This is a genomic window from Paenibacillus sp. FSL R10-2796, from assembly GCF_037965315.1.
GTDB classification, from domain to species: domain Bacteria; phylum Bacillota; class Bacilli; order Paenibacillales; family Paenibacillaceae; genus Paenibacillus_AQ; species Paenibacillus_AQ odorifer.
This window is the reverse complement of record NZ_CP150178.1, coordinates 3,710,697-3,727,709: the sequence shown is the minus strand read 5'-3', so window position 1 is coordinate 3,727,709 and position 17,013 is coordinate 3,710,697. Positions and strand designations below refer to the sequence as shown.

The 17,013-nt window shown below is 45.4% G+C and carries 14 protein-coding genes; 1 reads left to right on the top strand and 13 read right to left on the bottom strand.

Annotation, left to right across the window (positions count from 1 at the left end; genetic code table 11):
• Positions 1–13 precede the first annotated feature (13 nt).
• Genes NST58_RS16875 through nikB form a run of 4 tightly spaced genes read right to left on the bottom strand, consistent with a single transcriptional unit; the run spans position 14 to position 3,489 of the window.
• On the bottom strand, positions 14–862 hold the full coding sequence (locus NST58_RS16875) for an ATP-binding cassette domain-containing protein (RefSeq protein ID WP_076302953.1): 849 nt from the start codon (positions 860–862) through the stop codon (positions 14–16).
• A gap of 37 nt (positions 863–899) precedes the next feature.
• Positions 900–1,685: an ABC transporter ATP-binding protein gene (locus tag NST58_RS16870; protein ID WP_076302952.1), complete on the bottom strand. Its 786-nt coding sequence runs from the start codon at positions 1,683–1,685 to the stop codon at positions 900–902.
• Complete coding sequence (gene nikC, locus NST58_RS16865) at positions 1,682–2,518, bottom strand: nickel transporter permease (RefSeq protein ID WP_139329895.1); 837 nt, start codon at positions 2,516–2,518, stop codon at positions 1,682–1,684. Before nikC ends, NST58_RS16870 begins: the two co-directional genes overlap by 4 nt.
• 32 nt (positions 2,519–2,550) lie before the next feature.
• Positions 2,551–3,489 carry a nickel ABC transporter permease gene (gene nikB, locus NST58_RS16860; protein WP_254857073.1) on the bottom strand — a complete coding sequence of 313 codons (939 nt, stop codon included), beginning with the start codon at positions 3,487–3,489 and terminating at the stop codon, positions 2,551–2,553.
• Positions 3,490–3,728: 239 nt separating this feature from the next.
• On the opposite strand from nikB, the gene NST58_RS16855 reads away from it, so the two are divergent.
• Positions 3,729–4,424, top strand: a complete 696-nt coding sequence (locus NST58_RS16855) for a hypothetical protein (protein WP_076184911.1) — start codon at positions 3,729–3,731, stop codon at positions 4,422–4,424.
• Positions 4,425–4,561: 137 nt separating this feature from the next.
• Here the strand turns inward: NST58_RS16855 and NST58_RS16850 are convergent, their stop codons facing one another.
• The 9 genes from NST58_RS16850 to NST58_RS16810 form a co-directional block, all read right to left on the bottom strand.
• Positions 4,562–7,858, bottom strand: coding sequence for a chitinase N-terminal domain-containing protein (locus tag NST58_RS16850; RefSeq protein WP_339243576.1), 3,297 nt, complete (start codon positions 7,856–7,858; stop codon positions 4,562–4,564).
• 351 nt (positions 7,859–8,209) lie between these two features.
• Positions 8,210–10,132, bottom strand: coding sequence for an AraC family transcriptional regulator (locus NST58_RS16845; RefSeq protein ID WP_339243574.1), 1,923 nt, complete (start codon positions 10,130–10,132; stop codon positions 8,210–8,212).
• A 133-nt stretch (positions 10,133–10,265) separates the two neighbouring features.
• Positions 10,266–11,213, bottom strand: coding sequence for an ABC transporter substrate-binding protein (locus NST58_RS16840; RefSeq protein WP_339243572.1), 948 nt, complete (start codon positions 11,211–11,213; stop codon positions 10,266–10,268).
• Positions 11,214–11,238: 25 nt separating this feature from the next.
• A complete protein-coding gene (locus NST58_RS16835; RefSeq protein ID WP_076130518.1) occupies positions 11,239–12,288 on the bottom strand; it encodes an NAD(P)/FAD-dependent oxidoreductase in 1,050 nt (349 codons plus the stop codon).
• Between the two features lie 25 nt (positions 12,289–12,313).
• Positions 12,314–13,624, bottom strand: a complete 1,311-nt coding sequence (locus tag NST58_RS16830; RefSeq protein ID WP_280753600.1) for an NtaA/DmoA family FMN-dependent monooxygenase — start codon at positions 13,622–13,624, stop codon at positions 12,314–12,316.
• Positions 13,625–13,832: 208 nt separating this feature from the next.
• Entirely contained in the window at positions 13,833–14,639 is an 807-nt protein-coding gene (locus NST58_RS16825; protein ID WP_339243569.1) for an AraC family transcriptional regulator, read from the bottom strand.
• 146 nt (positions 14,640–14,785) lie between these two features.
• Positions 14,786–15,070 (bottom strand): hypothetical protein, encoded by a 285-nt coding sequence (locus NST58_RS16820; RefSeq protein ID WP_076099150.1) that lies wholly within the window; start codon positions 15,068–15,070, stop codon positions 14,786–14,788.
• 23 nt (positions 15,071–15,093) lie between these two features.
• Positions 15,094–15,453: an iron-sulfur cluster assembly accessory protein gene (locus NST58_RS16815; protein ID WP_076184918.1), complete on the bottom strand. Its 360-nt coding sequence runs from the start codon at positions 15,451–15,453 to the stop codon at positions 15,094–15,096.
• A gap of 18 nt (positions 15,454–15,471) precedes the next feature.
• The gene (locus tag NST58_RS16810; protein WP_339243568.1) at positions 15,472–16,875 is read right to left on the bottom strand and encodes an MFS transporter; all 1,404 of its coding nucleotides are present in this window, start codon (positions 16,873–16,875) and stop codon (positions 15,472–15,474) included.
• Positions 16,876–17,013: the final 138 nt, after the last annotated feature.

Here is a 17,013-nt window from a genome sequence, read left to right as displayed (position 1 = left end):
GTACATCCTTTCTCTACTTAACATCATAGGAATGGCTGGGTTGCCACTCTTCTCCCAGTCTCTTCTTTCTTAAGCGGGGGTCCTGCACAGGTACCGAGGAGAGCAATGTTTTTGTATAAGGGTGGTTTGCTTGCTGCAACATGGTTGCACCCGATTGCTTCTCTACAATTTCCCCTTGACACATCACAGCCACACTGTCGCAAAAACGATTTACAACTGACAAGTCATGTGTAATGAATACATAGGATAATCCCAGCTCATGCTTCAACTCCTGCAGCAGATCCATCATTTGCTTTCGCAGGGTGACATCGAGACTTGAGAAAGGTTCATCGCAGATAATCAGCTCCGGCCGCAAGGCGATTGCGCGCGCAATTCCGACCCTTTGCTGCTGTCCGCCGCTGAGTTCATGCGGATAGCGGTGAATATGCTGCCGTTCAAGTCCCACAAGCTCAAGTGTGTCTGCTACCGTGGCCCTGCGGGCTCCAGCCTTCCTCTCTCCGTAGTTCTGAAGAGGCTCCCCGATAATCTGCTCTACCGTAAACAACGGATTAAATGAAGCCAGACTGTTCTGAAACACCATCTGCATCTTCCTGCGGATCATGCGCATTTCGCTAAAGGTCCAATCCGTATAATCCTCGTTCCGGTACATAACTCTTCCGGAGGATGGTTTCTCCAGTCCCAGCAGAAGTCTGGCCAAAGTGCTCTTACCACAGCCACTTTCCCCCACTAAACCAAGGGTCTCACCGCTCTCCAGACTGAGAGACAGGTTGTTGACGGCATGAACACTTCTGACATTACGTGTGAACCACCCCCTTTCCATCCCATATTTCTTGTTCAGGCTTACCGCTTCCAATATCTTCAAGATCACCACGTCCCTAAAAAATGTAATATTACCGTTGTTATCTGCACTCAATTAAATATTTAGTATAGGGATGCACGGGATTAGAAAAGAGTTCAAACACATTGCCTGATTCCACAATCTTCCCGGACTTCATCACATATACATAATCTGCAAGCTCCGCAACAACGCCAAGATCATGGGTAATTAATAGAATGCCGACATTGTTCGTCCATCTGATTCGGTCCAGCTCTTTAAGAATCTGGGCTTGAATGGTTACATCCAATGCCGTTGTAGGCTCATCTGCAATTAGCAATTGTGCTCCGGATACCAGGGCGATGGCGATCATTACTCTTTGACACATACCACCGCTAATTTGAAAAGGATATTTATTGAAAAGCAATTTAGGCTCGCTGAGCCCTGCTTGCTCCATCTGCCTCATGGCAAGCAGCTTTGCTTCTTTTCCCGATATACGCTTGTGCAGTTTAATCGTCTCCATGATCTGCCTGCCAATAGTAAGTACCGGATTCAGCGCGTTCATAGGATCTTGAAAGATAACAGCCATTTCTGTTCCCCGAAGTTTCTGTAACTGACGGCTGGAGCACTCACGAAGATTGTTACCCTTAAGCCAGATTTCTCCACTCTCAACTATGCCTGGAGAATCTACTAATCCTAATATGGACATTGCCGTAACACTTTTACCGCTGCCGCTCTCACCTACAAGTGCGACAATCTGCCGGGATTTCACCTCGATACTGACATCATCAACCGCTGTAACTTTATAACTGCCTGTGTGAAAGCAGGTGCGTAAATGACTGACCTTCAGCAGTGGAGACTCTGCCATCATATTCTGGCCCCCCACTTTACTACAGAATTGAAAGCACGCTCTGGTTGTCGCAAGCCTTCTCCCAACAGATTAAAGCCCAGAACCGCCAGCATGATCATCATTCCCGGAAATAGCATCAACCGCGGCTCCGTTTGAATATAGGCACGGCTGTCGTTCAGCATTACTCCCCATTCCGGTGTAGGCGGCTGAGCTCCCAAACCCAGAAAGGACAAACCCGCAATGGAGAGCATAATCGTACCCACTTCCATAGAAGCAAGAACCAGAATAGGCCGGGCTGCGTTCAGCAGAATATGCCTGAAAATAATTTGTAAATGAGAAGTGCCTGACGCTTTGGCCGCTGTAATATATTCACTTTCCTTGATTTGAAGGACCATACTGCGTATCACTCTGGCATACCCCGTCCACCAGACAGCAGCAAATGCGATTAGCAGATTCTTCATACTGGGACCTAGCATGGCTGTAATAGCAAGGGATAGGATTAAGCTGGGAAAGGCAAGCAATATATCTATGATCCGCATAATCAAATGATCGATCTTGCCGCCAGCGTAACCAGCCAGTAAACCAACAGGGATGCTAATCGCAAAAACAACGATCAACACCATAAACGAATCATTCAGGGAGGTTCGGGTCCCATAGATTAATCGGGATAAGACACAACGTCCCAGATGATCCGTACCGAGCGGGTATTGCCAGGAAGGTGTAGCCAGTTTGAGTTCCATGTGAATCTGCAGCGGATCGGAAGGTGAAAGCCATGGGGCAAAGAGTCCAACGGATATGAACAAAAGTACTATGCCCGCTCCTAACCTTGCTCCCTTATTCTTAAATAAGCTAATACGAAATATGACAATCCGCTCCTTCTAAATCGTCACCGCAGCCTGATTCGCGGATCCAGCAGCAGATGTAATAAATCCACTGTCAAGTTAATCAGGACAACGACAACAGCCATCCATAATACGTAACCCTGAATGACAATATAGTCTTTCGCAAAAATCGCCTCAATGGCATACTTACCAATTCCCGGCCAAGAAAATATAGTTTCAACAATAACGGAACCGCCTAATAGCCCCGCTATGTTAACCCCAAGGAGGGTAAGACTCGGAAGAAGCGCATTACGAAGTGCATGCCGAATGATTATTCTCCATTCCTGCAGCCCCTTAGCTCTAGCTGCTGTGATGTAACGCTTGCCCAAAACGTCTAGGAGACTGGAACGAATCAAGCGGATGTAGACTCCTGCCATACCAAATCCTAGTGTGAGGGCAGGTAGAATGACACTGGATACCTCATCCATTCCCATCACAGGAAATAGCTTAAACTTCACCGCACCATAATAAATCAGAAGCAGACTTAGCCAGTATCCTGGCATTGAAACACTGAGCATTGCACATACTCTTCCCAGTCGATCAAGCATTCTACCTGGATATAATGCAGACCCCACTCCTATCGGCAGGGCAATAAGAATAGCGGACAATACGGAACAGGCACTGAGCAGTAAAGTTGCCGGAAAACGACTCATCAGCTCTGTGAACACTGGACGACCGCTGCTGTAAGATAAGCCAAAATCGAGATGGGATACCCGGTTCAACCAGTGAAAATATTGCTTATGTACAGGACCATCCAGACCAAGTGTATGTCTGGTCGCCTCAATAGCTTCCTGCGTAGGTTTGATGCCGTCAGCACGCAGCATGATCTCCGCTGGATCACCTGGTGTTAAATGCATCAGCGCAAAGGTAATGCAAGAGATGCCGAGCAGCACGGGGATGAGCTGCAATAAGCGTTGCAACAAGTATCGATTGATGGCATTCAACTCCAAAATCTTAATCGTAATAATTACGATTATAGCATAATCTATTTAAATTAATAGTCTTAAATTGATTTATTTTATGTAGGACATAAAAAAATCAACCCCTATTAAATGAGTTGATCTTTAAACATTTGGTCTCTGCACAGTCGCAACTATTTTTCACAATAATATTGTCAAATCCTTAGGAATCATGTCATTATAAGTAGGTTCATATTAAAAATAACAATAAAGGAAGTGTGTATTTGAGTCGGTTCAATCTAGTCCTCATCTATGTTTTATCCATCATGATAGCTTTTCTTTTAGGGATTTACGTGGCCCCTAGCGTTGAAACACGCTTGAATGGGCAGACTGTGGCAAGTAATCCCGTTATCGAAGAAATACCGCCTAGTACCGTAGATAAAGCTGCTATTGCTGCTGAATCCAACACTACTGGATCCAATCCTATTGAATCAAATCCTACTGAATCTTCACCTTCACCTTCCCCGGAAGCCGTTGTCTTGGAAGATATGCCTTCGGACGATGATACTGGACCCGTTGGTGATGACTCTGAAGATCTGTCAGTAGCAGATACCCCATCCGGGCAAGGGATTGGTGCGCCATTAGAATTCAAGTATAGTACGAACTCTGCCGATGCTGTTAAGCTTACTTGGGAAGCTGACAACTTAACTGGAAAAAGGATCAATTATTACACAGCCCACATCAGCACGTTTAATCCAGTAGGCGATCCTTCCAATGATCAGCTGAACGGCAAGAGCAGCTTTTCACTTAAATATGTGGGGCCGGTTGAGCCCAATGATACTTTATTTATTTTCAGTGATTTTACATATCAGAATACAATACATACGATTATTATTGACCAGCTCACACTTCAATATGATGATGGTACTATCGAGACCTTCGACTATGGTTACGAAACTACCGATGATAGCGGCCTATAATCCACATGATTTGCAGCCCTGGTGCGAACCAGGGCTTTTTGCGAGGCACAATTGAACTAATGGTAAAGTAAAAAACGAAGAGCGGCCTGGAATCCGGCGCTCTTCGTTTTTTACTTTTATTGTTACTGTCAGTCTGTTTAGCGGATGACCGTTACCTTGATCGTATCACTGGCAGTCACTCCCGCCGCGTTGACCAGCTCCGCCCGATATTCGTACACACCGGCAGTGCGTCCGCTGATAGTGGTTGCTGCACTTTGTGCCGAAGGCGTATGGGCATTCAGCGGCTGCGAGTCGATGAGCTCCCCGTTCTCATACAGGCGGTATTCTGTAGCGTTAGTCCCCCACCACAGATTCATCGACACCTTATAGGTGCCATCTCCGTCCCAGTTATCTTCGGATAGTATCGGCTTGCCCGGCGCGGAGTCACTTATGGTGACCGTAAGCGGATCGCTCTTGGTCGTGCCATATTTGTTGATTAACTCCGCAGTGTAAACATAAGTGCCGTTCACCTTACCATGAAGCTCTGTACTTGCCGTCTGGGCAGCCGGCGATACATCTTTCAGTGTCTTGGAATCAATCAGTGTGCCGTTCTCATAGAGTTTGTAACTCGTGCCGTTATTACCCCACCATAGGTTCATGGTGACTGTATAGTTACCATCACTAAGTCCATTAGCATAGCTGCTGTTGGAGGATAGCACAGCTTGTCCTGGCTTACCAGTCGCAATCACCTGGCCGCCAATAACCTGGAACGTATTGCTCTTTTCAGTCGTATTGCCGGCTGCGTCATGCACGATGTATTTCACGGTGTGGGGGCCGGCGCCTAAATCGGCGGCGCTCAGGGTCTGGCCTTCGGCAATCGGTCTTCCATCTAATAGAAGCTGTTTCGAGGTGACACCTGACAATACATCGTCAGCAGTCAATTCAAAGTAAAGCTGTGCTCCTTCTTCTACATCTCTCACCTCATGACCGGATTCTTTCAGTTCGGCAACCGGTGGAGCCGTATCAATATTAAGGTTCAGCGTCTTTAGATCTTCCACTTTGCCTTTTGCCGGCACAGCATGGTATGTCAATGTATGCCGCCCATCTTCCTTCAGGTCCACAGGTGTACTGTACTCAGCTTCCTTGTTGCCGTTCAGCGAGTAATAAACATTAGCTGTATCTGTATTCGCCTTCAGGGTAACGGTGACCGGCTGGTTAAACCAGCCGGAATCATTAGGCTCGGCAGAAAGCGTCGCCGTTGTTACCGGAGTCCCCTCTTCTGCTGCTGCGGCGAAGTCATCGAGGCTTCTCGGCTTGAGCTGGTAGATGCCTTTAAAAATTGCGGCAACACCTGTAATATTAAGTTTCTGTCCCTCTGTATAAGGGAAGATATCCTTAGTAATGCCTGTCCGGGCATCCACGCGCACATGATTGCTTGTCCCGTCGGCATTGACGGCGTCGAATTCAAAGGAGCCGCTTGGCGTAGCGTTGATAATGTTCGCCACGGTCACACCGTTCAGTTGAACCAATTGGCCTTGGTTGGCATCATTCACCATGCTCGCTGCAATCGGCTGCGGCAGTGTCGCCGTGCCCGTCTTCGCAATTTGCACTGCTTCTGTCAGCTCCTGCTCTGTGTTGTACAATGCGGTGGATGCTGTTACCTTGACCTTATCGCCCACGTGGAAGCCGCTCTGACTCTGAAAGACATAAACCCCACCGGTTCCATCTTGGAGATAGAAGGACTGTCCGCCGAAGATACCCGGCTCAGTCGTCACGGTCCCCTCCACCGTTACCAGTGATCCGGCTGCCTTAGCCCGGGAGTCGCTGATAGAGATTGTAGCCGGAATGGGATCTTCCTCAGCCGGAAGCGGTTCAGCAGGAACATTGCCCAGCGTCACCGATTCAGTCTTGAGGTTTGTACTGTTCTGGCGAAGGCGCAGATTGGATGCAGCTGTGGTGCCCGGCTTGATCTGGATCGTCAGATCCTTATAGGCATGACCGTTCAGATCAGCTGTCAGATTGAATGAGGAGCTATAGCCGTAGCTGCTTGGCCAGGTACCGTCGCTGTTCTGAATCTTGGCGATTTGGGCGCCGCTGCTTACCTGGTAGACACCTACCTGGAAGCCGGATACGCTTGTGCCTGCAGGAAGATTATCTGCACTCACCCGAATCTGAAAATTCTGTGCATTTGGCAGCACAGCCTGGTGCGTGAAGTTATAAACCGCACTTGCAGTGGCTGCCGGTCCGCCGTAGGAGCCTGCTTTGAAGGTGCTGCGATCATACCATTTGTAGCCAGCATTAGGTTGAGCCCAAGGCTCCGGCTGCGGCTCAGTGGACAGCGCCGGCTCCTCGAATGGCAGCAGTGTTGTCGGCTGATCTAGCGTCAGGCCATTCACCTGGGTGAAATCCGTATAGCTCTCCTGCTCGGCGAGCCAGTTCACGGTGTTAACCAGCAGTGTGGCATCGTCCACTTCCTTGAAGCCATCGTAAGTTGTTTTCTTGGCGCCGGTATCTTCGCGCAGGTATTTCGGTGTTGCATCCTCTACAGGAGATGAGTCACCGATGAAGGCTGCCTTGCCGGCGCCTTTTTTAGCAACTGCCACATAGGGACCTTCTGCCACACCGCCGCCGTTATAGACCCCCTGGTCTACGGCATTGGCCCAGGCAGCATTGGTTTGCGGCAGGTAGACGATACCTTTCGCACGGGCTGGGTCTAGAATGGCCAGCGTGGAACCGGCATGCATAGCTACCGCTGATACGCCCGTTGTAATGCCGAAGGCTTGATCGGGAGCCACGACGTTGGTTGCGTTAATGTCGCCAAGCGCATTGTAGCGGAAACGGACACCGAACTCGTCCGCCAGCCAGTCAGAGCTAACCACACCCTGCATGGCTGAAGAAGCGACCTCATCGGCATTCATGCCTTTGGCTGGATTGTCCCACGCTCCACGGCGGTAGCCGTTGAAAGCTTCTGAACCATCCCAGCGGTTTTTGTTGCGGTCGGCGTTATAATGGTCGCCGATGAAGAAAATACTGCCGCCATCCTCCACATATTCCGCCATCGCAAGCTGCTCGCTTGCTTTGTAGGGCACGTTGGATTCGGCGACGATGTAGACATCATAATCGGAAAGATCACTCAAAGTAATTGGAGTCGTCTTGCGGAGTTCTTTGACATAATAGCCTTCCTGGGCAAGGGCATTCCCAAAGTCTGAAAAAGCGCCGTCAATCACCCAATCGGCTGCTCCCGCAGTCTGCTCATGGGTGTTGTCGAACAGGATCTTCTGGCCTGCATGCTCATTGACGACTTTGGCCTCAATGTACGGCGCAGGATCGTTTGGTCCTTCTGCGAATACCGCCGAACCGGCTCCGAACGTGAACAGCTGAAGTGGTACGGCCACCGCCACAGCTAGAGTGCTGTTCATCAGCCTCTTTTTCCAAACTGAATTCTTCTCCTTCATACCCTTCCTCCTCAAGATATAGTCCGGTGAGTAATTACCATAAATACCCACCTGCTAGACATCTACTATCCTATCTCAAAACAATTAAAAAAAAGATAGATTTATGTAAACTGCTGTAAAAATTATACTTTTGGCCTATAAAACGGGTCGAATATAGAAAGGGTATTATGAAAAAAGTCACAGTTGCTGAGGCTTATGATGAAGGATTGGACTATCGGGATATTAGCAAAAAAAAACGAAACGGATAAATGCTCCGTTTCGCTCTCTTCCTATGTCGCCGCTGGCAGTTTCTGCTTGTTGTCCTGGTATCAATATTCCAGAAACATCAGTGGCTTAAGTATATCTATTAAACTATTTACTAGTGCCAAGTAACAAATTCACAATCGTATCAAGCTGAAGCTCTAATGAAAAAGGATCTTCCATTACGAATTCATCATGATAATTATCACCATACAAATAAACTTTGCCCTTTTTCACTGCAGGGATGCCTTTCCATATGTTACTTTCCATTGCTTTATTGGTAGCATCCGCATCGCCATTATAAACAAAAACATAATCACCTAAATATTCTGGAAGCACTTCTAATGAAATCGATTCAAATCCCTCCGCCATATTTTTTGCACTTTCTGTTGGAGGCAGCTGAAGCATATTGTATATAGTGGAAGAACCATAGTTTCCTCCCTTTGCCGCTAAGACGTATACCGCCTTTTGTGAAAACTGAACAATCGAAACGGTTTCCCCTTCCTTGATAACCCCGGCAAGTTTAGACTTTGCTTCAGCTACTTTCTGTTCATATTCCGTAATCCATTCTTCTGCTTCTTTTTCTTTTCCGAATATTCTGCTTACACTCCTAAATTTATCAAGCGGCCCTGCTGTTTTTAACCCCTCCCAATAAGGCAGAAAAACAGTGGTCCCAATTTTCTCATATTGTTCTATGTTCTCATCGATCGAACCGATAATTAAGTCCGGATCTAGCATCGTTAATTTTTCCAGATTTAAAGGGAAATCCCCTAAATCCTCAATTTTCTCGATCGTTTCTTTGGGTATGTCCGCTTTTTCCATCCAGCCTTCATCCAGCATAAACGTTCTTGCTCCGATGGGTACAATTCCTAATTTCAATAAATGCCCCATATATTGGTCAGCCGCCACTCTTTTCGGCTCTGCTGGTACTTCCACATCTCCCTTAGGCGTTGATACTATTCGAGTGTTCGTACTTTCTTCTGATGTTGCTTGATTTACGGTTCCATTCCCATTACTTTGTTCCTTCGTAGCAGTACCCGTCCCACTTGAGCAAGCACCTAATAATAGAGAACCGCAAAGCAGTAAAGCGGCCGTCGTCTGAGATTTTGTCATTTTAAACATATGTAATTCCCCTTTTTCCGTATTATGATAATGATTATCATTATTAATATACTGTTGAACGATGGGTTCAAAAATAGAGGATGTGGGGAAGTTTAATGGACTTTCAGCAACTTTTGGCCGCTGTGACTCTTTTGTTCTAAAATGTGCAGGGGATACACCTTTTCTTTTCTTGAAAATTCGGCTGAAATAATATACGTCTTTATAACCAACGCTTGCTGATATTTCACCGACCGAAGCATCTGTTGTTATTAGAAGCTCTGTTGCAAGTTCAAGCCGAAACCGAATTAAGTAATCAATCGGACTCATACCTGTGTACTCTTTAAACAAGGATGACAAATGATAAGCACTGAAATTAAATACTTCCGCAAGAGAATCTAATGTAATTGGCTCCGCATAGTACTCCTGAATGTAGGTGATTACTTGGACTGCAACACTGGTCTGTTTCACCTCAGTCTCTTTTCTATGTAATTCTTTTAAAACCTGATGAATGAATTGATAAAAAAGTGATTTTACGTTGAGTCTCTCTTCTTGCTCGTTCCATTTTAGATACATCAATTGCATTTTGTTATAAAGTAAAATGGGTGCATCAGGGGAAAAACAATATTGTGATTGGAACAGATCCTCCTCTTGAATCCATGCACGGTAATAAATGATATAGTAAACAAAATTCTTACTTGTCGGAACAATATTAAGTATCGCCCCTTTCCCGCTATGCAGGACTTGAAATCCTGTAAAAGAAAATTCAGAGTGATCTAACTGAACTTGAGCGCTCCCTTGTACCGAAAGTAAAAATATACTGGCAGGAATCTTGTACTTATGAAGAATTTCGCCTTGAACCCTTTCAATATGGCGCACATCCAATAACTTGACCGTCGCTTGGTCCCAAAGCAATATTTGATTGCTTTTGTGCATAATGACTACCCCTCCGTTATCTGTCTAATCCTCATCATAAATGATAACCATTATCAATAATAGTCAAGATATTTAACTTAATAACAAAAATCCGATTGCCCTAAAAGGTGCAATCGGATTTTTTAATATAAATTTATTGTTCAGACGCCAATTGCAGAAAATGATCTGCAGCCAAACGGACAGCCAGGATACTTGCGCTATTAAGTGAGTTATCAAAGATAAGAACATGATTATTTTTCACTGCTTCCAGTGAGTTCCACACGTTCGAAGTTTCCTTGTCCTTGATGGCTGCCTTTGCGATATTCATATCATGCTGGATAATAATATAATCAGGATTCATGCTGTATATCCCTTCCAGAGAAAGGGCCCCTCCCTCTTCAGGATATCCCTTCGGTCGCAACAACCCGAAGCCTACAGTTTGATTGTAGTACATCGTGTTTTTAGAGCCTTGAGCATTAAAATTAGCTTTTCCGTCGACCCGTAGTAAAGCAAAGGTTTTATTCTCAAGACTACTTAGCTGTTCTTTTGTTTTTGCAATCATTTCTTGGGTTTCCTTAATGGCTTGTTCCGCTAATGTCTCTTTACCAACAATCTGAGCACACAGCATCGTCGTTTTTTCCCAGGTATCGGTGTAGTCAATTAAGATGACTGGTGCAATCTTATTCAACTCTTCATAATTGCTATCAACAGAACCCTTGAAGGTTACAATCACATCAGGCTTTGCTTCCATGATCATTTCCAGATTCGCATTGCTGCTGCCCAAATCAATGATTTCAGCAGTTCCAGCGTAAGGCTGTAAAGTAGCAAAATCCTTCATCGCTTCCGCTGCGTTAGTTGATGCGATTGGAGGCGTATCAAGAGCAAAAAAGTAATCTAAATACAAGGGATGCAGAACCGCTATACGCTCAGGTCGTGTCTTGAGCACCACTCCATTGTCGCTGGCATCCGCAATTGTTCTTGGCCATCCTGCTTCTTCGATCTTGCCAACTTCTGGTGTAGGCGTGACTGAAGTTTCGGAACACCCAGCCAGTAATCCTGCTAGTATAATTAAGGATGCAATCCATCCATATAGTCTTTTCATTTGGCTCCCCCTTGAGTTGTTATCATTACTGTCTGTATAAATGCTTCATTAAATCACGGTTTTTCTGCGTGAACAGGTCATTATGTGAAGACACCATCCCGGACGAATTTGCCTCCGGTGTGATGTATTGTTTGGCTTGGTTTACCGCATTGGCAGCATCCTGGAATGCCCCCGCGATCAGGTGCAGTTTCCCCTCATGATGTAGAACATCCCCTGCCGCATAAATACCCGGCACGGATGTCCCGCTCATTACTGATCCTGAAATCCGGTGTTCCCACAGATCCATTTTAATTTCACTGTTCACCAGCAGTTCTTTGTCGCGCTCATAACCGTGATTAATGATGACCTCATCGACAGACAGCTCAAATCCCTCTCCGTTGTCATTACTTTTTAGCAGTACAGTCCCTATTCTTTCGTGATCCGGTGTGGCAATCAACTTTTCGATTGAAGTATTTAACAAGCACTCTACGCCATTGTTTGCCAAGCGTGAAATATCGGCTTCATGCCCCTTTAAGTTCTCTTTCCGGTACGTCAGAAACACCTTTTTGGCAATCGGAGCCAGTTCATTCGCCCAGTCTACAGCAGAATGGCCGCCTCCCGATATTAGGACAGTCTTCTCTTTAAAGCGGGCAAGTGACTTCACCGTATAATGCAAATTTGTGATTTCGAATCTTTCGGCACCCTTGATTTCGAGCTTGACCGGCTTCAGAATGCCTCCTCCAATGGCCAATATGACAGTTTTAGTGAAATGCTTCCGGTTTGCGGCCGTGTGTAAAATAAAGTAACCTGCTTCATCTTGCGAGATGGATGTGACCTTTTCATTAAAGGCAACCTCCGGTTGGAAAGTCATCCCTTGACCAACCATTTGTTCAATAAGCTGCGAGCCAAGAATAGGCTGTAAGCCTCCCACGTCCCAGATCATCTTTTCCGGATAGACATGCACTTTGCCGCCAAGCACAGGTTGGAATTCTATAATTTTGGTTTTCATTTCACGGAGTCCGCTATAAAATGCAGCAAATAATCCAGCCGGACCACCGCCAATAATCGTAACATCAAACAATTCCTCTTCATGCATCGTTCAATCGCCTCATTTCTCTTTTTTAAATCCCTAAATGCTCACGGAAAGTGCTACCCGTATATTCGCTCCGGAATAAGTCTCTTTCAACCAGCTGCGGTACCAACTTCTCAAAAAACAGCTCCATAGATTGTTCCGAACCGCCTGGCAGGGCGATGAAGCCATCTATAGCCCCCGCTTCAAACCGTTCAATAATATCGTTCAGCACATCCTCGACTGTCCCGACAGATACCCAATGTGCAGATCCGACAACCTCCGGCCTGTCCAAGATTTCTTTCACTGTAGGCTGATTTTTAATAATATAACGCCGTAACAACTCAGCATGAGTCCGGCTGCGGACGGCCTGACTGGAATCGGGTAACATATCGGCAGTTACTCGCTTATCTAAGGGATAACCGCTTAAATCAAGACCCAGCACCGATTTAAGCGAAGCATGTCTGCGTTCAAGGCTTAAATTCGCATGTGCAGCCTTATGTAATTCAAGTGCTTCTTCGCGCGTATCGGCCAGGAAAAAATATAAGCCCGGCAAAACTTTGATAGCATCCGGATCACGGCCCTGCTCAGCCGCTCTTCTTCTCAGATCATTCCTTAGTTCCACTCCCGATTCGATATCCGGCATTGCGGCAAAAATAGCATCAGCTACAGATGAGGCGAAATTCCGTCCAATATCCGAAGCCCCAGCTTGGAATAGCGGCGGCGTTCCTGACTTGTGAGCAGGCAAAGTAAGCGGCCCTTTTACACTGAAAAATTCCCCGGAATGATTAATGGCAGTCACTTTATCCTTATCCGAAAACATACCTGACTGACGGTCGATAACAATCGCTTCATTCGGAAAACTCTCCCAAAGCTTGCATACAACATCCGTGAACTCCATAGCCATGGCATATCTCTCTTCCGGTGACGGCATGGGTGAGGCGCTGAAATTATCGGCGCCTTCAATAGAAGTGACAATATTCCAGCCGGCGCGTCCATTGCTCAGCCAGTGTAAGGACTGCAGCTGCCTTGCAACAACATACGGCGGATTAAAAGTAGTGGAAATCGTCGTTACCAGTCCGATCCGCTCGGTTTCACGAGCTATCGCTGCAAAAAACAATGCAGGGTCTGGGCTGCCGAAATTTGAGGAATCTCCTAACATCTGCGGGCTAACATACAGATAATCAGCTCTGAAAAGAAAATCGAGCTTTGAATTCTCAGCCATTTTTGCCAAATCAATATAGTAATCAATAGAATCCATCTTTTCTACTCCGCTATCCGGGTGCCGCCAGCCGCCTCCTTTCATCCAGGTTGCATTTAAGGACAGGCCAATACATAATTGTTTGGGTCTTTTTTCTGTCATATCTACCAGCCTTTCATTTATAAATCAATTTACTGATAATGATTCTCAGTTACAAAGGTGAGTTTATCAAAAATTTAAATAAATTCAAATGTACAAATCTCAAATCCAGCATGCATCATTATTTAATCTAAATAAAAAAAGTCTGCACTTCTGGCTTATCACCAATAGCTGCAGACGTAGTTCAAGTACAAGAAGCTCATTATGTACATTATTTATAGGCAGAGGGAGAAACACCGAATTTCTTTTTGAATAATCGGCTGAAATATAGTGGATTGTCATAACCGACACGGTCAGCAATCTCGCGGATAGGAAAATTACCTGCTTTGAGTAATTCACAGGCCCGTTCCAAACGATAATTAACGACATAGTCGATTGGACGCAGTCCCGTATATTTATGAAAGAGGTAAGAGAAGCGGTTGGCACTCATTGCATGCTGTTCCGCTAACTCACCGAGTGTAAGTGAATTCATATGATGAAGTTTAATATATGCAAGGGCTTCGTCTACCATTCTTTGATTCGGAGAACGATCGTTCTCTCTGTAACTGCACGCAATCAGAACCTGGTGCATCAGGCTTAAGAACAACTCCTTGATACGCAGCTTCCCAATTTCTCCGGATGGATGGGCATTCTGATGGAGCATAATTAGTAATTCAATAATTTTTAGATTCGCTCCCGGCTCCAGCTTGAAATGAGAGTCAAATTCGTGAGTACTATTCATTTCTTCCGGCATATCCAATTTATAAAAAAGGGAGTAATACTCGAGCTCAGATTGTCCTATAACCTGCGAATCCAACTGCATGCCCGGAGCAGCATGAAAAACTGATCCTGGCCGTAATTCATATACCGTTCCATTCACACGAATTCTGGCTCCCCCGCGAATGATAAATAGAAATCCATGCTTAACGGTGGTGAATTCACTTAATAAGCTTTTGGGCTGGATGACTAAGCGGCTTCTATCTTCTATTTCATAGACACCTTTAGTAAATGCCTTTGCTAATTTGTCCAAATTTATCAATGCTCTGCACCTGCTTCCTAGCACCATGCTTCTTATAAAAATCAGATCCAATTCTGATATTTATTTAAAACAGTATAGACAATAGTATGCGAAATTGCTAGAAGTGTAGTAGATATTCTACTGTAAATTGCAACCCAAGAAGATGCTCAGGAGATTTTGGTTGAAAATATGCCGTTTTCATTACAATCAATTTGAAGAAGTTCATCCTGTAAAATCCAAACATCAGTTTTTTCAACAAAGAAATGAAATCCGCCAATGGATTGAACCCATGCGGGATCGATCGGTGTAGCACTTGCATTAATTCCAACAGTGAAAGCATCAGAGCCTCCACCGGCATATTTTGCATAAATTCTTACATATTGCCCCTCTTCCAAACCCCATTCATTCTTAAATGAATCCAATGCTTTTTCGGATACTGCAAATGATATCATTCCTCTTCTCTCCTTCCTGCTGTTTAATCACATTTTTTTATTTCGCCACGATAATTGGCCATTCTGAAACTGGCTCCGCATCCACATGAAGCTTTTGCATTAGGGTTATTCATAGTGAATCCGCCTACCATTCCACTCTCTTCATAGTCAATTTCAAGACCGTCAATATATGGAATACTATTCGGGTGAACCAATATACTAAAATCTTGTTTATTTAATATAATATCCTCTTCTGCTTGCTGCTCATCCACGACTAGGGTATAGGATAGTCCACTGCATCCTCCTTCATCAACACCCACTCTTAGAAATGGATTTCGGATATTCGCACTTGATAAGATTTCGGCGATTTTTTCTGATGCTTTGTCACTGACCTCGATGAACATTGTGAACTCCTCCTTCGTTTATTTGTTTTTCAAACCTAAAGATTGGATACCCGTTCCTATTTGTTCAGCTACTGGTGAGATCCGAGTGCTCGCAAATAAACTCATTACAATCAACAAGAGATGGAAACCCATTGCTACAATTAATCCGGATTGGAGTGACATTCCGCCAGCCTGACAAACCACAAGGATGGAACCGCCGATCCCGATAACTACACCGGGTGTAAAAGAATCCGCAAATTGCAGATTAGCCGAGGTGTTGCCGACACCTCCTTCTCCTGTCTGAGAAAACGCCACAACACCGCTAATCGGATGCGCCAATCCAATACCGATTCCAGCGATGATCTGTCCAATAACTGCTACGGTAACGGTCACAACGGGTATCCAAAATACGATAGTAATCCCTATGGCAAGCAGCAATACACCCAGAATAATTCGCGTATGCCGTCCACGGCCCTGATCTGCTGAATCCCACCGTCCTTGCAGATACGCTATGACGCACCAACTCAACGCAGCACTCGCTACAATCAATCCGGCCTGAGAAGGCGTTATTCCTTTCACATCGATTAGAGCCAATACCAAGAAATTCTGTGTGCTGGTATAGGCAGCGAAGAACAGCCCACGTGTTGCCAGAATAGCTGGCATGCCTCTTCTAAGCGTAAGAGTTCCCTTCGGTAGCAGTTTGCGGAGCGGAAATATCATAAGTACTAAGCCGATAATGACTAAAACAAATCCCATAATGCTCGGAAGCATGCTTAGACCAACTAAGAAAATCCCTGTACCCATCGTTAACAGTAACGCATTCCAAGTTGATGAAGCTCCGATATCCCCTTGCGTCTTCGGTGTTTTTAATTTCGTGAACGCAGGTAAACTAAGCAGTGCTGAAATCATCAGGATCGGTAATATTCCCCAGAAAACAAACCGCCAGGACCACTGATCTGCAATAAGACCTGCAACGTAAGGACCGAGCATGGACGGAAGAACATAGGCCGTACCAAATGCTCCGAGTATATTGGCGCGTAATTCATCCGGGTAGCTTAAGGATATTGCTGTGTACACACAAGTCATCATAGCTCCGGCACCCAAACCCTGCATGGCCCGTGATCCTATCATGGTATACATATCGCCTGATGTTGCGGCAGCAATCAACCCAACGATAAACAAAAGAAGTGCGATAGTGAACGGTACTGCAGGTCCTCTTCTATCTATGATTCGACCGACGACCAGAGTCCCGATAATCTGCGCAAGCAGATACGTACTGAATATCCAGCCAAACAGGCTAAGGCCGTTCAAATCTCCAGCAATTGAAGGGGCAATGGTGGTTACGGACAGGCCTTCGAATCCAACGGCCATCACTGACAGAATAATACCTATGGATAGTGCAAAATAACGTGGGCTGAAAATACTTTGATGATTAGACGACATGAAATGTGACCTCCAAGAAAATTGGTATGTATACATCGTATCCGGACACTTAGTAAACATTTTTGTTTATAATGTCTAAGCTACAGTTCAGCTTTGACTTTGTCAACATTTTTGTTTAAAATGTAGTCTGTGATGTAG

Coding starts and splice junctions, on each gene's coding strand:
- NST58_RS16835 (WP_076130518.1), bottom strand. CDS start 12,288: ATGCATGAAGAGGAATTGTTTGATGTTACGATTATTGGCGGTGGTCCG.
- NST58_RS16840 (WP_339243572.1), bottom strand. CDS start 11,213: ATGAAAAGACTATATGGATGGATTGCATCCTTAATTATACTAGCAGGA.
- NST58_RS16870 (WP_076302952.1), bottom strand. CDS start 1,685: ATGATGGCAGAGTCTCCACTGCTGAAGGTCAGTCATTTACGCACCTGC.
- NST58_RS16815 (WP_076184918.1), bottom strand. CDS start 15,453: ATGTTCATCGAGGTCAGTGACAAAGCATCAGAAAAAATCGCCGAAATC.
- NST58_RS16850 (WP_339243576.1), bottom strand. CDS start 7,858: ATGAAGGAGAAGAATTCAGTTTGGAAAAAGAGGCTGATGAACAGCACT.
- NST58_RS16830 (WP_280753600.1), bottom strand. CDS start 13,624: ATGACAGAAAAAAGACCCAAACAATTATGTATTGGCCTGTCCTTAAAT.
- NST58_RS16845 (WP_339243574.1), bottom strand. CDS start 10,132: ATGCACAAAAGCAATCAAATATTGCTTTGGGACCAAGCGACGGTCAAG.
- NST58_RS16820 (WP_076099150.1), bottom strand. CDS start 15,070: ATGATATCATTTGCAGTATCCGAAAAAGCATTGGATTCATTTAAGAAT.
- NST58_RS16810 (WP_339243568.1), bottom strand. CDS start 16,875: ATGTCGTCTAATCATCAAAGTATTTTCAGCCCACGTTATTTTGCACTA.